At 59.5% G+C, this 15002-nt stretch carries 14 protein-coding genes and 1 pseudogene; 11 read left to right on the forward strand and 4 right to left on the reverse strand.

Translation table 11 applies throughout. From position 1 onward, the window contains the following. Positions 1-59: 59 nt before the first annotated feature. Genes ACZ1HM_RS01295 through ACZ1HM_RS01305 form a run of 3 tightly spaced genes read right to left on the reverse strand, consistent with a single transcriptional unit; the run spans position 60 to position 2959 of the window. Positions 60-1454, reverse strand: coding sequence for a hypothetical protein (locus tag ACZ1HM_RS01295; RefSeq protein ID WP_472740747.1), 1395 nt, complete (start codon positions 1452-1454; stop codon positions 60-62). Positions 1455-1472: 18 nt separating this feature from the next. Beyond that, a complete protein-coding gene (locus tag ACZ1HM_RS01300; protein ID WP_472740749.1) occupies positions 1473-1943 on the reverse strand; it encodes a MaoC family dehydratase in 471 nt (156 codons plus the stop codon). Between the two features lie 11 nt (positions 1944-1954). Beyond that, positions 1955-2959, reverse strand: a complete 1005-nt coding sequence (locus tag ACZ1HM_RS01305) for an NADP-dependent oxidoreductase (RefSeq protein WP_472740750.1) — start codon at positions 2957-2959, stop codon at positions 1955-1957. 38 nt (positions 2960-2997) lie between these two features. On the opposite strand from ACZ1HM_RS01305, the gene ACZ1HM_RS01310 reads away from it, so the two are divergent. Next, positions 2998-3648: a histidine phosphatase family protein gene (locus ACZ1HM_RS01310; RefSeq protein ID WP_472740752.1), complete on the forward strand. Its 651-nt coding sequence runs from the start codon at positions 2998-3000 to the stop codon at positions 3646-3648. Between the two features lie 45 nt (positions 3649-3693). On the opposite strand, the gene ACZ1HM_RS01315 is transcribed toward ACZ1HM_RS01310, so the two are convergent. Further along, positions 3694-4689, reverse strand: coding sequence for an NADPH:quinone oxidoreductase family protein (locus ACZ1HM_RS01315; RefSeq protein WP_472740753.1), 996 nt, complete (start codon positions 4687-4689; stop codon positions 3694-3696). Positions 4690-4824: 135 nt separating this feature from the next. On the opposite strand from ACZ1HM_RS01315, the pseudogene ACZ1HM_RS01320 reads away from it, so the two are divergent. From ACZ1HM_RS01320 to ACZ1HM_RS01365, 10 genes and pseudogenes are all read left to right on the forward strand, one after another. Then, positions 4825-5990: pseudogene (locus tag ACZ1HM_RS01320) on the forward strand (acyl-CoA dehydrogenase family protein). Positions 5991-5995: 5 nt separating this feature from the next. After that, positions 5996-7111 (forward strand): acyl-CoA dehydrogenase family protein, encoded by a 1116-nt coding sequence (locus ACZ1HM_RS01325; RefSeq protein ID WP_472740754.1) that lies wholly within the window; start codon positions 5996-5998, stop codon positions 7109-7111. Position 7112: 1 nt separating this feature from the next. Continuing rightward, complete coding sequence (locus tag ACZ1HM_RS01330) at positions 7113-7934, forward strand: SDR family NAD(P)-dependent oxidoreductase (protein ID WP_472740756.1); 822 nt, start codon at positions 7113-7115, stop codon at positions 7932-7934. Further along, positions 7934-8863: an SDR family NAD(P)-dependent oxidoreductase gene (locus ACZ1HM_RS01335; protein ID WP_472740757.1), complete on the forward strand. Its 930-nt coding sequence runs from the start codon at positions 7934-7936 to the stop codon at positions 8861-8863. Before ACZ1HM_RS01330 ends, ACZ1HM_RS01335 begins: the two co-directional genes overlap by 1 nt. A 15-nt stretch (positions 8864-8878) precedes the next feature. Beyond that, complete coding sequence (locus ACZ1HM_RS01340; RefSeq protein ID WP_472740759.1) at positions 8879-10075, forward strand: acetyl-CoA C-acyltransferase; 1197 nt, start codon at positions 8879-8881, stop codon at positions 10073-10075. A gap of 76 nt (positions 10076-10151) precedes the next feature. Next, the gene (locus ACZ1HM_RS01345) at positions 10152-11144 is read left to right on the forward strand and encodes an NAD(P)H-dependent flavin oxidoreductase (RefSeq protein ID WP_472740761.1); all 993 of its coding nucleotides are present in this window, start codon (positions 10152-10154) and stop codon (positions 11142-11144) included. Between the two features lie 50 nt (positions 11145-11194). Continuing rightward, positions 11195-11845, forward strand: a complete 651-nt coding sequence (locus ACZ1HM_RS01350) for a histidine phosphatase family protein (RefSeq protein ID WP_472740763.1) — start codon at positions 11195-11197, stop codon at positions 11843-11845. 10 nt (positions 11846-11855) lie between these two features. After that, positions 11856-12887, forward strand: coding sequence for a phosphotransferase family protein (locus ACZ1HM_RS01355; protein WP_472740765.1), 1032 nt, complete (start codon positions 11856-11858; stop codon positions 12885-12887). A 4-nt stretch (positions 12888-12891) separates the two neighbouring features. Next, positions 12892-13683 (forward strand): IclR family transcriptional regulator, encoded by a 792-nt coding sequence (locus tag ACZ1HM_RS01360; protein WP_472740767.1) that lies wholly within the window; start codon positions 12892-12894, stop codon positions 13681-13683. Between the two features lie 89 nt (positions 13684-13772). Next, on the forward strand, positions 13773-14978 hold the full coding sequence (locus tag ACZ1HM_RS01365) for a serine hydrolase domain-containing protein (protein ID WP_472740769.1): 1206 nt from the start codon (positions 13773-13775) through the stop codon (positions 14976-14978). The last annotated feature ends 24 nt before the right edge of the window (positions 14979-15002 follow it).

Genomic DNA, 15002 nt, shown 5'->3' on the forward strand with positions numbered 1-15002 from the left:
CTTCAATCCAACCGTTGCTACGGGCACTGAACTTAGCGGGGTGCGAAACCCCAGCCGGGCTAACCTGCTTTCAAAATGGCCGGAATGTTTTGCACCGCTGCTTTGGTGGCCGGACCAAACCGGCTGAGCAAATCCACCTTCTCGGTATCCGTGGGATCAAACCCGGCCATGATGTGGTTCATCGCTTGCAGTCGGGTCCGGTCCATCCAGGCCTTTACGGGGGGCACTTTTGACCAGGCCCCCTGGTTCATGAGGGCGGGCATCATTTCAGCGATGTATTGCGCAGGCGTGTCGTGGAAGTTGACGATATGCGTGCAGGCGGCCCGCGTGGCGGCGTCTGGCACATGCGCTTCCAGCACCGCGATCAAGGCGGCCCCAAACAAAGGTTGGAAGGGGCGGATCATATGTAGGTTAATCTCGTCTCCGTCAAAGACGGGCGGCAGGCCGGCGGGCGCGACCACCCCGGCAGAGGCGGAGCAATCAACATAAAGGGTATCCGCTGGCATCTTCTGCGTGCCCTCCGCCAGGATCAGACGCCCGGGTTCAATGGCTTGGACATGGCCCTTTCGGATCACGTTTTTGATGCTTGCCAAAAGATCTAATTCGCGGGGCGAACAGGTTGCCGCGTGGAACTTGGTGGGCGTGACATCAGGGTCTATCCGGCACCAGGTTTTTGCTGCCTCCATGCCTGCGCAGAAGGCATCAACTGACGCAACAGAGCCTAAAAGCTCAAACTCCGTCAAAAATGAGCTGATGGTTTTGCTGAACCGGGCAGGATGGTTCAGGATCTGGTTGCGGTTAAAGAGCCAATAGTCATTTGGGCGCACCCAAGTGATGTTTTCAGGCGCAACGCCCTTTTCGCGCAGCCAGACGGCGGCATCCATGCCGGTTTTGCCTGCGCCGATGACACAATACTGACGGTGATCTTTCGCCCGTTGCGGCAGGTCGTTCACCGGCACGCAAACTGCGCCTTCAGCAATGCTGAACTTGGGCGTATGGGTGGCCGGGATGCTGCCGAGATCACCCCAGAGGCCCGCGTTGACGATCTTTTTGCCGACCTCAACCTGGGTTTCTTGGCCGGTGATCAGATCCCTGAGCCTGCCCCTGCCAAGATGCTCTGTGTTGCGCAGATAGGTGACACGGCCTGTGGCCAGGTAGGTGTTCTCCATCAGGTCATGAAAGTAGTGCAGGATCTCAGCCTTGGTGGAAAGCTCATAGGTGGGGTGCGTTGGATCATCTTCTTTTGTGCGTTTGGCGCTGAGGTGCTTGGAGTTCACACCATAAAAGCTTGCCGATTGGTGCAGCCGGACAAAGGGGTAGGCGTCATTCCAATGCCCCCCTGGCGCGTCGCGCCTGTCTGCGATGACCACAGTTGCGTCCGTTTCGGAAAGCAGAACATCCAGAAACGACAGCGCAGAGGCCCCCGCACCGGAAATCAGGTAATCAGCGTGCATCAGCGATCCTTTCGCAGCTTAGTCTGAGAAGATGGCGAGGCCGAGCCATTCGGCAACCACCGCTGGCGTTTCTTCGCCCTCAATCTCAATGGTCAGGGTGTTGGTGCGCAGCATGCTGGTGGCGTCGCGCGCATCAGCGGCCATGAGCGTAAAGCGCCCCCGCACCCGCGCCCCCGCTTTCACCGGCATCAGAAACCGCATTTTGTTCATGCCATAGTTGATGCCCATCACCTGGCCCGGCAGCATGTCAAAACAGTCATAGGCAAAGCGGCTGGCCAGCGAGAGCGTCAAAAATCCATGCGCGATTGCACCGCCAAAGGGCGTTTCACGCGCCGCGCGTTCTGGATCGACATGGATCCATTGTTCGTCATGGGTAGTTTTGGCGAAATCGTCGATCATTTGCTGATCCACGGTGATCCAGTTGGACACGCCCACTTCGGTGCCGATGAGGGGTTTGGCGTTTTCAATCGCTTTGGCGAGGGATGACATATCTGCGCTCCTTAGCTTGGGTCCGGGCCGACACGGACCAGACGTTTGCCTTTGTTATCGCCCGCCAACAGGCCCATCAGGGCCTTGGGTGCGTTTTCCAGCCCGTCGACGATATCTTCGTGTACTTTGATCTGGCCGGTGCTGACCCAATGCTGCATCGCGCGCAGGCATTTGTCATCGTTATGGGCAAAGTCCATGACGATAAAGCCTTCCATGCGCAGCCGCTTGACCACCAACACACCCGGCAGATTGCGCGGGCCCATAACGGCGTCGGTGTCATATTGGCTGATGGCACCGCAGCAGACGATGCGACCCCGTTCGTTCATGAAGTTCAGGGCGGATTCCAGGATCTTGCCGCCGACGTTGTCGAAATAGACATCCACGCCATTGGGGCAGGCTGCGGCGATGCGCTTGCTTAACCCCGCTTCGCGGTAGTCGATGCAGGCGTCAAACCCCAACTCATCTTCCACCCATTTGCATTTCTCTGGCCCACCAGCGATGCCGACAACATGGCACCCGATCGCCTTGGCGATTTGTCCGACGTATCCCCCAACAGATCCCGCAGCGGCGGACACCAACACCGTTTCGCCGGCCATGGGTGTGCCGATGGACATCAGCCCGTGAAAAGCCGTTTTACCGGCAATGCCGTAGACCGACATGAGATGAGAAAGCGTCTCTACTTTGGGGAGTTTCTGCACTTTGTGCGCCGGTGCGGTGATGTAATCGGACCAAACCGCCTCAGCGGCGACGATGTCACCGGGGGCCAGCTTGGGGCTTTGGCTCTCCATCACTTCGCAGATGGCGTAGGTGGGCATGGGATCGCCCGCCTGTACCGCCGCACGGTAGGTTGCGCCCTTCATCCAGGACCGGTTCGCCGCATCAATGGACATCAAGACCACGCGCAACAGCACTTCGCCCGCAGCGGGCACTGGCATCTCAGCCTCTGACAGGGCGAAGGTATCCGCGTTGAGCGGCCCGGAGGGCAATTCGGCGACGGTGATCTGGCGGTTTGGCATGGGTTGTGTCCTTATAGGGTTCATCAAGGAGATGGGGCATGAAAGAAGCACGGCAACATCGGTTTCAGCTGCCGCCCGGCGCGGCAGATCTTTTGCTGATCCGTCACGGCGAAACACAGGCGGCTGTTCGGGGTGAGAGCTTTCCGATGGTTGACGGGCAGGGCGATCCGGCGTTGCGCGCGGAAGGTGAGGCACAGGCGCTTGCCGTGGGCGCGCGGCTGAAAACAGAGCCTATCAAGGCGATTTACGTCACCACGATGCAGCGTACGCATCAGACGGCGGCCCCGCTGGCTGCGCATCTGGGGATGCAGCCGCGGGTGGAACCGGACCTGCGTGAGGTGTTTCTGGGCGACTGGGACGGGGGCGAGTTTCGCTTTCGCCAAGCCGAAGGTGATCCGGCTATCAAACGCGCGATGGAAAACCAGGAGTGGGGTGAGCTGCCGGGGGCGGAGACCACCGCTGCCTTGGAGGCGCGGGTGTGGCGCGGGCTGCAACGGGTGGCTGCAGCGCATCCTGATGAGCTGGTCGCGGTGGTGGTACATGGCGGCGTGATTGCCGCCGCACTGGCCCGGGCCACGGGCGCGCCGTCCTTCACGTTTATCGGCGCGGACAACGGATCCATCAGCCGGTTGGTGGTGGGGCCGGATTTCATCCGGCTGCGGGCGTTCAATGACGTGAGCCATCTTTAACCCCGGTCGATGTGATGTGGGGAGGATGCGCAAGCTCTGCGCACCCTACATCGTGACCACAACCTTGCCCAAGACCTTGCGGTCTGAGAGCAGGTGCAGCGCATCGGCGGCCTGCTCAAGCGGATAGTTGGCAGAGATGCGCGGCTTGATCTTGCCTTGGGCGTACAGCCCCAGCAGATCGCCCATGTTTTCGATATGCATCTGCGGCTCACGCATGGTGTGCGCGCCCCAGAACACGCCAACAATCTGACAGCCCTTCAGCAAGGTCAGATTGAGGGGGATTTTCGGGATGCCCGCCGGAAAGCCAACCACCAGATAGCGGCCTTTCCACGCCAAGGCCCGCACCGCAGGTTCGGCGTAATCGCCGCCAACTGCGTCATAGACCACATCAACGCCTTCGCCACCTGACAGTTTTTTGATTTGGGTGGAGAAGTCTTTTTGCGCAGCCCGGTCCGACATGTCCCGGCTGTAAATCAGCGTTTCATCCGCCCCCAGGTCACGACAGAACTCTGCCTTCTCCTCAGAAGAGACAGCGGCAATCACCTTGGCGCCTGCTGCCTTGCCCAGTTCAATCGCGGCCACGCCTACGCCACCAGCGGCGCCCAGGATCAGCAGGCTTTCACCTGGCTTGATCTCAGCCCGGTTTTTCAGCGCGTGATGGGATGTGCCGTAGGTCAGCACGAAACAAGCGGCTTCATCAAAGGGCATCGCGTCGGGGATTTTCATCACCCGTGCGGCATCCATGACCAGATGCGTGGCAAAGCCACCAAAGCCGCACATGCCCAAGACACGGTCGCCTTCTTGCAACCCTTCAACGCCTTCGCCAACAGCGTCGATGACACCTGCAACTTCGCCGCCCGGCGCAAAGGGGCGGGGTGGCTTCATCTGGTACATATCGCGGATGATCAGCGTGTCGGGAAAGTTGACGCCTGCGGCATGAACGCGGATGCGCACCTGCTTTTTGCCGGGGGTCGGATCCTCCATTTCAGTCAGTTCAAGCGTTTCTGGCCCACCGACGTCGTTGCTTAGCATTGCTTTCATGATGGCCTCTTTGAAATAAAATTTCGTGCAGTTGGGACGTGGCGTCGCATCTTGTCAATCGCGATTCCCGTGCTCATTCTGCACAGCGGAATGGATGTCCGCAAAATGACGCGACGTCGCTAGGGAGGATTGCAGATGAGTGAGCAGGAACTGGAAGCGTTCCGCGCGGAGCTGCGCGCGTGGCTTGAGGAAAACTGTCCCGAAGAGATGCGTGATGGTCTGCGGACCGAAGAGGGCATTTGCTGGGGGGTAAGACCTGGGTGTTCCAAAGCCAGGCCCAGAAGGATTGGTTGGAGCGTTGCGCGGCCAAAGGATACACCGTGCCGACCTGGCCTGTGGACTATGGCGGGGCTGGGCTGAACCGCGATCAGGAAAAGATTTTTAAGCAGGAAATGGACCGCATCAACGCGCGCTCTCCGCTAGAGAGTTTTGGCATTTGGATGCTGGGGCCTGCCCTACTGCACTTTGGCTCTCATGAACAAAAGCTGCATTATCTGCCGCCCATCGCGCGCGGCGAAATCCGCTGGTGTCAGGGCTATTCTGAACCGGGGGCGGGCTCTGATCTGGCCAATGTGCAGACCAAGGGCGAGGATAAGGGCGATCATTGGCTGGTGAACGGGCAAAAGATCTGGACCTCTTATGCCGATAAGGCTGATTGGATCTTTGCGCTGGTGCGGACCGACCGTGATGCGCCCAAGCACAAGGGCATTTCCTTCCTGTTGTGCGACATGGATCAGGCAGGTGTAGAGACCCGTCCGATCAAGATGATTTCAGGCATTTCGCCCTTCTGCGAGACGTTCTTTACCGATGCGGTGATCCCCAAGCACCAGATCGTGGGCGAAGAGAACAAAGGCTGGGACGTTGCAAAATACCTGCTGACCCATGAGCGTGAGATGATCTCGGGCGGGGCAGGTGGTTTGACCGGAACGGGCCGTGCCCTGGGTGCTGTGCTGGGTGAGACGATGCCAGAGATGGACGCAACCCTGCGTGCTGATGCCATGGCCTGCGAGATTGATACGCTGGCCATCGGGCTGACGCTGGAGCGGTACAAAGACCAGGCCGAGGCAGGTCAGGGGGCGGGCGATGCTTCAGCGATGTTGAAATACATGGGCACAGAGCTGAACAAGCAACGCCATGAGTTGATGATGTCTGCGGGCGGGTCGGATGCCTTGGAATGGGATGGGCCGCTGGGCAACCGCGCGGGCGATTGGCTGCGGACCAAGGCCAACTCCATCGAAGGCGGCACATCTGAGGTGATGCTGTCCATCGTGTCGCGCCGTGTGCTTGGGCTGCCGGGGTAAGCGAGATGGCAAAACTTGTGAAAACCGAAGAAGAAGTCATGCTTGCCGATATGGCGCGGGGGTTTCTGGATGGGGCCGCACCCGTCTCTAAACTGCGTGAAATGCGCGATGCGGGGCAGACCCATGATGCCGCTTTGTGGAAAGAGATGGCCGATATGGGCTGGGCCGGTGTTTTGGTGCCCGAGGCCGATGGCGGCTCTGACATGGGCTATGCGGCGGCGAATGTGATCGCGGGCGAGATGGGCAAAACGCTGGCGGTATCGCCTTTCATCTCAACAGCAGTGATTGCCGCAACGGCGCTGCGCCAGGTCAGCGACGCCCGCGCCAAAGAGGCGCTGGGCCGGATCGCAGCGGGTGAGGCCACCTATGCCTTGGCCGTGGATGAGGGGATCAAGTTTGATCCCGAAATGACCGCGCTTGAGGCGAAGGCCGAAGGCAACGGGTTCCGGCTGACGGGCAAAAAACAGTTCGTGGTGGATGGTGCCCTGGCCGACCGACTGCTGGTGCTGGCCAAGACGGAAAACGGTCTGACCCTTTTTGACATCCCCGCAGATCGTGCCGGGATTGAGCGCACCGCCACTCAGATGATCGACGCCCGCGATAGCGCGCGGATCGAATTTAGCGATGTAGAGGCCACGGGCGATGACGTCTTGGGCACCGTGGATCAGGCAATGACGGTGCTGAAACCCGCGCTAGAGGCCGGGCAGGCCGCCCTGGCCGCTGAAATGGCGGGGCTGTCGGCAGGGGCGTTTGAGATGACCGTGGGCTATCTGAAAGAGCGCAAGCAATTCGGGGTTGAGATTGGCCGCTTTCAGGCACTGCAACACCGTGCGGCGCATTTGTGGTGCGAAACGGAGGTGACCGCCTCTGCCATTCTCAATGCAGGCCGGATGCTGGATGAAGATCCTCAGAACGCAGGTCTTGCCGTATCGCTGGCCAAGGCCAAAGCCACCGCAACCGCCAAGCTGGCGGTGATTGAGGGCGTGCAGATGCATGGCGGTATCGGGATGACCGATGCCTATGACATGGGCTTTTACATGAAACGTGCGCGCGTCGGGGCGGAGTGGCTGGGTGATTACAGCTATCACGCCGAAAAGGTCGCTGCAGCGAGAGGGTTCTAAGATGGATATTCAGTCTCTATTCGGGCTTAATGGCAAGGTGGCGCTGGTCACGGGCGGTGCCACCGGGATTGGCCGCATGGCCTGCGAAGCGCTGGTGCGTGCGGGGGCCACGGTGCTGATGGCCTCGCGCAAGGAAGGCGCTTGCGAGGCCGTTGCCGCAGAGCTGAACGCGCTGGGCGCGCCCGGCAAGGCGATTGGTTTTGTCGGCGATGTCGGCACGGAGGCGGGCATTGATGCGCTGGTCGCGGCGGTAAAAGAGCGGACGGACAGCCTGCACATCCTGATGAACAACGCAGGCATCACCTGGGGTGAGCCTTTGGGGAAATTTCCGCATCATGCCTGGGAAAAGGTCATGAACGTGAATGTGGCGGGGATGTTTGACCTGACGCAAAAGCTGTTGCCGCTGCTGATTGCCTCAACCTCAGAAGATGATCCCGCGCGCGTGGTCAACGTAGGTTCAGTGATGGGCGAGCGGGAAATGGGCGATGGCGCTTATTCCTATTCCATGTCGAAAGCCGCGGTGCATCACATGACCCGGATCTTGGGCAAAGAGCTGGCGGGCAAACATGTGACGGTGAACGCTTTGGCACCTGGGCCTTTTGTGTCCCGGATGACGGCCTTTGCGACAGCGGATGAAAACATCCGCGACAAGGTAGGCAAGGACGTGCCGTTGGGGCGTGTGGGCCGGGATGAAGACATCGCTGGTTGCATGCTGTTTCTTTGCGGCAAGGGCGGTGCCTATGTCACCGGATCCATCGTGCCGGTCAGCGGCGGCATCAACGTGATGTCCGGCCCCAACATTTTTGAACAGGCGCTGCACTGATGTCTGAGATCCGTTTTGATGATCGTGTGGCCATTGTCACCGGCGCTGGCACCGGGCTGGGCCGCGCGCACGCCTTAGGTCTGGCGCAGCGTGGCGCGAAGGTGGTGATCAACGATCTGGGTGTGGGGCGCGACGGTTCTGGTGCCTCATCCGAGGCCGCTGCCGCTGTCGTGGCCGAGATTGAGGCCATGGGCGGTGAGGCGATGGCCCACGGCTGTGATGTGTCCGACGAAGACGGTGTGATCGACATGGTCAGCCAGGCGATTGCCGCCTGGGGACGTGTTGACATCGTGGTGAACAACGCAGGCATTCTGCGCGACAAGACATTTGCCAAAATGTCGATGGCAGACTTTCGCAAGGTGGTTGATGTGCATCTGATCGGGTCGGCCAATGTGGCCCATGCCTGCTGGCCCATCATGCGCGAACAAAAGTATGGGCGCATCGTTTTTACCGCCTCCGGCTCGGGCCTTTATGGCAACTTCGGGCAGTCCAACTATGGTGCGGCGAAGGCGGCCATGATGGGGCTAATGAACGTGCTGCACATGGAAGGCGCGCGCGACAACATTCGCGTCAACACGCTGGCCCCCACGGCCGCCACCCGCATGACAGAAGAGCTGTTGCCCGCGGAGGCGGCTGAGCTTTTGGCGCCTGAAACCATCACACCGGGGCTTTTGTATCTGGTGAGCGAAGATGCACCATCGCGCACCATTCTGGGCGCCGGGGCAGGCAGTTTTGCGGTGACCAAGGTGCATGAAACCCCAGGCATTACGTTGACGGGTGATGATCTGTCGCCAGAAACCGTGGCCGCCCGTTTTGATGAAATACTGGCGACCCAAGGGCAGGAAGAACTGCCTGACGCCTTTAGCCAGACGAAGAAATACACATTCAATGCAGCCGAGGCCCGTGGGCTAAAGCTGTCGTGGTCATAACTCAGGAGAAATCACATGCGTGACGCCGTCATCGTATCCACCGCCCGGACCCCCATTGGCAAAGCTTACCGGGGGGCTTTTAACAACACGACACCTCAGACCCTGATGGGGCACGCCATTGAACATGCCGTGGGCCGCGCGGGTGTAGACCCTGCATTGGTAAAAGACGTGATCGTTGGCTCCGCTTTGCAGCAGGGCCATACCTCAGGCAACATCGCACGCCAGGCGGCGTTGCGCGCCGGATTGCCGGTGACGGTGGCGGGCATGTCGCTGGACCGGCAGTGTGCCTCTGGCATGATGGCGATTGCTACAGCGGCTAAGCAGGTGGTGATGGATGGCATGGATGTTGTTGTTGGTGGCGGGGTTGAGAGTATCTCAATGGTGCAGACCCCTGAGATGCGCGTCAAAGCCGATCCTTGGCTGAAGGAAAACAAGCCAGAGGTCTATATGACCATGCTGGAAACCGCCGAAACGGTTGCCGCCCGCTATAACGTGAGCCGCGAAGTGCAAGACGCCTATGCCGCACAATCCCAAGAGCGGACCCATTTGGCCCAGGAGGCGGGTAAATTTGACGATGAGATCGTGCCGCTGACCTCGAAGATGCTGATCCAGAACAAAGAGACCAAAGAGATCTCTGAACATGAGGTCACGCTGGAAAAAGATGAGGGCAACCGTCCCGGCACCACCGCAGAGAGCCTTGCGGGGCTGCAGCCTGTGTTCAAAGACGGCCAGGTCATTAAGGAAGGCAAGTTCATCACCGCCGGCAACGCCTCTCAGCTGTCTGACGGCGCGTCGGCGAGTGTGGTGATGGAAGCGAAAGCGGCGGAGAAAGCCGGGCTTGAGCCGCTGGGCCGCTACGTGGGTGTTTGGGCCTCGGGGTTGGAGCCTGATGAGATGGGCATTGGTCCGATCTATGCGGTGCCAGAGCTGTTGAAGGCGAACGGTCTGAGCATGGATGACATCGGTCTGTGGGAGCTGAACGAAGCCTTTGCGGTGCAGGTGCTTTATTCACGCGATGTTCTGGGCATTCCAAACGATTTGCTGAACGTGAATGGCGGCGCCATTTCCGTTGGCCACCCTTACGGCATGTCAGGCGCGCGGATGGTTGGCCATGCGCTGATCGAAGGCAAACGCCGCGGTGCCAAATATGTTGTCTGCACCATGTGTGTTGGCGGCGGCATGGGCGCTGCGGGCCTGTTTGAGGTTCTGTGATCCTGCATAGGGCATGAGATTTGCGAACAAACGGGGCGGGTTTTCCCGCCCTTTGACAGTTAACATGGGAGGCACCATGCCACGCGACGATTCACATTTGCCCAAAGCCTTGCAGGGTTTGCGCATTCCGCTGATTGCATCACCGCTGTTCATCATTTCAGTCCCTAAGTTGGTCATTGCGCAGTGCAAAGCCGGGATTGTGGGCTCTTTCCCGGCGCTGAATGCCCGGGAAGGTGAGGGCGAGCATCCGCTGCTGGACACCTGGCTGACCGAGATCAAAGAAGAGCTGGATCGTCACAATCAGGCCAACCCTGATCGGCCCGCAGCCCCCTATGCGGTGAACCAGATTGTGCACCGGTCAAACGGGCGGTTGGAACGTGATCTGGAGATTTGCGTCAAACATGAGGTGCCGATTTGGATCACCTCTCTGGGCGCGCGGGTTGAAGTGAATGAGGCGGCGCATTCCGTGGGGGGTGTGGTGCTGCACGACATCATCAACAACACCTTTGCCAAGAAGGCTGTCGAAAAAGGTGCAGATGGGCTGGTTGCTGTTGCCGCAGGTGCGGGCGGGCATGCGGGACAGCAATCGCCCTTTGCACTGGTGCGGGAAATTCGCGAATGGTTTGACGGGCCTATCGCCTTGTCGGGTGCCATTGCCACGGGCGAAAGCCTGCTGGCAGCGCAGGCGATGGGGGCTGATCTGGGGTATACCGGATCGCCGTTTATCGCCACGGATGAGGCGAACGCTGATCAGGCCTACAAAGACATGATCGTGGGATCAGGCGCGGAGGACATCGTTTACTCCTCACTCTTTACGGGGGTCTGGGGCAACTACCTGAAAGGCTCGGTTGAGGCTGCGGGCATGGACCCTGATAACCTGCCCACCGCAGATGCCTCTTCCATGAATTTCGGTCAGGACCGGGAAAAGCCCAAGGCCTGGAAAACCATCTGGGGATCAGGCCAAGGTATTGGTGCCATCAAATCGGTGGGGCCGGCGCAGAACATCGTGGACCGCATGGAAGCGGAATACCTTGCTGCGGGCAAAAAACTGGCGGCTGCGTTTTCGTGATCTGCGCGCGCGCTACAAGCCGGGGCAACCGTCCGGTGGGCGGGGCCTAAGTGGCTGAGCTGTTGGTCATCCGGCATGGGCAGGCGTCCTTTGGGCAGGACAATTATGATGTGCTGTCCGACCTGGGCCACCGCCAGTCCCAGGCCGTTGGTGCGGTGTTGCGCGCGCTGAACTGGGTGCCAGACCGGTTGGTGACCGGGACGCTGACACGCCAGATTGATACGCTGCGGTCGATGGGTTTTGACGCACCCGCTGAGCAGCATGCAGGCTTTAACGAGTATGATTTCGGTGATCTGTTGCAGGCCCGGTTCAAAGGGGCGGTGCCGGATCTGGTCAAGGGGGATCGCAAAGCCCACTTTCGCGCGCTGCGCGAAACGGTCTTTGACTGGCAAGACGCCGCCTTTGACGGTGCCAAAGAAACCTTTGCCGCGTTTGAAGCCCGGGTTGAGGCCGCACGCGCCTTTGCCTGTGATACGGATGCCAAGCGGGTGCTGGTGATTTCATCCGGCGGGGTGATCGGTCAGTTGACGCGCAGCGCCCTGGGCGCAGACAATCGGCATATGATGGAACTAAACCTGCAGATCAAGAACACGGCGATGACCCGTTTCATGTTCAAGGGGGACCGTTGGTCCTTGCATGAGTTCAACGCCACACCGCATTTTATGACACCGCAAGGTGCAGCACTGCTGAGCTATAGTTGAGGGGACAGGAATGAGCGCGGATACACAAACCTTGGATGAAGCGGCTGTTACCGCCTATCTCAATGACCACCTGCCAGGTTTCGAAGGCCCCATTGACGTCACCAAGTTTCAGACCGGCCAGTCAAACCCGACGTTCCTTTTGAAAACGCCTGCCAAATCCTATGTTTTGCGCCGCAAACCGCCGGGGCAGCTTTTGAAATCAGCCCATGCTGTGGACCGGGAATTTCGGGTGCAAAAGGCGTTGGAGCATACCGATGTGCCTGTCTCAAAGATGCATGTGCTTTGCGAAGATGATGCGGTCATCGGCTCCATGTTTTATGTAATGGATTTTGTGCCGGGTCGGAATTTTAATGAGCCGTCCATGGACGGTGTAGCACCCGCCGATCGGGGGAAGATCATTGATGAGATGGGCCGCGTTCTGGCAGCGATGCATGATGTGGACATCAACACCGTGGGTCTCAGCGATTATGGACCGCCGGGTGATTATTTCGAACGTCAGGTTGGCCGCTGGTCCAAGCAATACAAAGCCTCTGAAACGCAAGATATCCCAGCGATGAATGCGCTGATGGAACGGCTTGTGGAGGAACGCCCCGCTGATGATGGTCAGCGCACGCTGGTGCACGGGGATTACCGGCTCGACAATATGATCTACGACGCGGAGACAACCGATTGTCGCGCGATCCTGGATTGGGAGCTGAGCACCATTGGCCATCCCTTTGCGGATCTGGCGGCGGTGATCATGCAGTGGCAATTGCCCTCAGGCCGCGAAGGGCGGGGCATGGCTGGGTTGGACCGGGCCGCGCTGGGCCTGCCAACGGATGAGGCGTTTATTGCCAAATATTGTGAGCGGCGCGGCCTGCCGGGCATCGACAACTTCGGCTACTACCTCAGCTTTTGCTTTTTCCGCATGGCGGGCATCGTGCAGGGCGTGCTGAAGCGCGGTTTGGACGGCAATGCGTCAAACCCGGAACGGGCGTTGAAGCTGGGGGCGTTTGTCCCAGTCTTTGCGCAGCATGGCCTGGATGCGTTGAATAGGGGTTGATCAGTTGGATGACCATGCCCCTGATGAGGTCGAAGGCAAAGACCGCAACTTTGTCACGGCTCTGGCCCGTGGTCTGGATATCTTGCGCTGTTTTGGGGAAAACGAACCCGCGCTCAGCAACAGCGAGATTGCGGAGCGTACCGGCCTGCCCAAGGCGACCGTTTCCCGCCTGACTTACACGCTGTCGAAGCTGGATTACCTCACCACCGATGCGCGGGGCAGTACCTACCGTCTGAGCGCGGGCGTGCTGCAGCTTGGGTTTTCGGTGCTGGCATCCGTGGATATTGGGGAACGGGCCAAGCTTGAGATGCAGCGCCTTCGGGATGGACCCAATTCCTACATCACAGTTGCGCTGGCTGAGCGGCATCAGCTTGATGCGGTGTATCTGGCGACATCGGCCTCCCGTGAGGGTGTGACGCTGGCCATCCAAGTGGGATCCAGATTGCCGCTTTTTACCTCAGCAGTTGGACGCGCAATTCTGGTTGGCATGACCGAGGCGCAGCGCGAAGAGGTTTTTGAGAACGCGCGCCATATGGGCACAGAGACCGAAGCGGAAGGCCGCCGCGAGTTTGCCGAGGCACTTGCTGAGTTCCAGAGCAAAGGGTTTTGCTCGGGCTACGGGACCTGGCGCAGTGATGTGAACGGGATCGCAGTGCCGGTGCATTCCATCGCGGGCGGGATGGTCTACGGATTGAACGTGGGCGGACCCGCGTTTGAGGTAAAGAAAAAGCAGTTGGAAACCGTTTATGCCCCCATGTTGATCAGGGCGGCGCAGGCCCTAAGCGCACGCAGCTGAGGCGGGCTACCAAGACTGCTTTGCCGGATTGCTTGACCTCATCAGTGATCCCGCGTTCCATTGACCAAGTCCCTTACAGGAGCCCTGCCATGGCCCGTCTAGATCCTGAACGTTTGTCCCGCATCGACACCTGGATGCAAAGCTATGTTGATCGGCGCCGCTTTGCTGGCTGTTCCACGTTGATTTTGCAAGACGGAGCTGAGGCGTATTACGGCCAGCACGGCCTGCGGGATGTAGCGGAAGGGCTGTCATGGGAACGGGATACGGTTGCGCGCATTTACTCCATGACCAAGCCAATTACCTCTGTCGCTCTGATGATGCTGGCCGAAAAAGGGCTGTTTCATTTGGAAGCGCCGGTGTCAGAGTTCATTCCCGCCTTTGCCGATTGTCATGCGTTGGTCCCGGGTGCCACGGATATTTCGCAAACGGAACGCGCGCCGACACCAAACTTGCATCAGCTGCTGACCCATACGTCGGGCTTGAGTTATCCGTTCAACCCCGGTGTGCTGGGCCAGGCGATGCAGAAGCCGGAATTGGTGTTCGGGCCCAAAGACCCGAGCCTGGCCGCGATGACCGATCAGTTGGCCGCTTTGCCGCTTGCCTTTCAGCCGGGGCAGCGTTGGGAATATTCGGTCGGCATTGATGTTATTGGCCGGGTGATTGAGGTTGTATCGGGCCAGACGCTGGAAAACTTCCTGATCTCGGAAATCTTTGATCCGCTTGGCATGTCTGAGACGCGCTTTGCCGTGCCGCCCTGGGCCGTTGATCGTTTTGCCACGCTTTATACTCCGCTGGATGGCGACCCCATGAACCTCAATGCGCCTAAAGAAGACGGGGAGACATTGCGCCTGGCAGATCATCCGTCCCAGTCGCCTTATCTGACTGCGACGATGCATTCAGGCGGTGGCGGGCTTGTGGGTACAATTGATGATTACGCCAAGTTTGCTGAGATGCTGCGCACCGGTGGCAAAGGCCTTCTGTCGCCCGCAACTCTGCGCTTCATGATGCGCAATCATCTGCCCGGTGACATCGCCTCAATGGGACCGCAAAGCTTTGCCGAACAACCGATGGAAGGCATGGGGTTCGGCATTGGCGGAGCGGTGGTGCTGGATCCGGGCCGGGCCCGCTGCCCCGGATCTGTAGGCGATTTTTCATGGGGCGGCATGGCGTCGACCTTTTTCTGGGTGGATCCTGCCCAAGCGTTAAGCGTGGTGTTTTTTACCCAATTGTCCCCCAGCTCATCCTATCCTGGGCGCCCGCAGTTGAAGGCGCTTGTGCACGGCGCATTGATGTGATGAACGCCGCATAGCCACCTGCCT

This window comes from Sulfitobacter sp. GN1-4, from assembly GCF_055693825.1.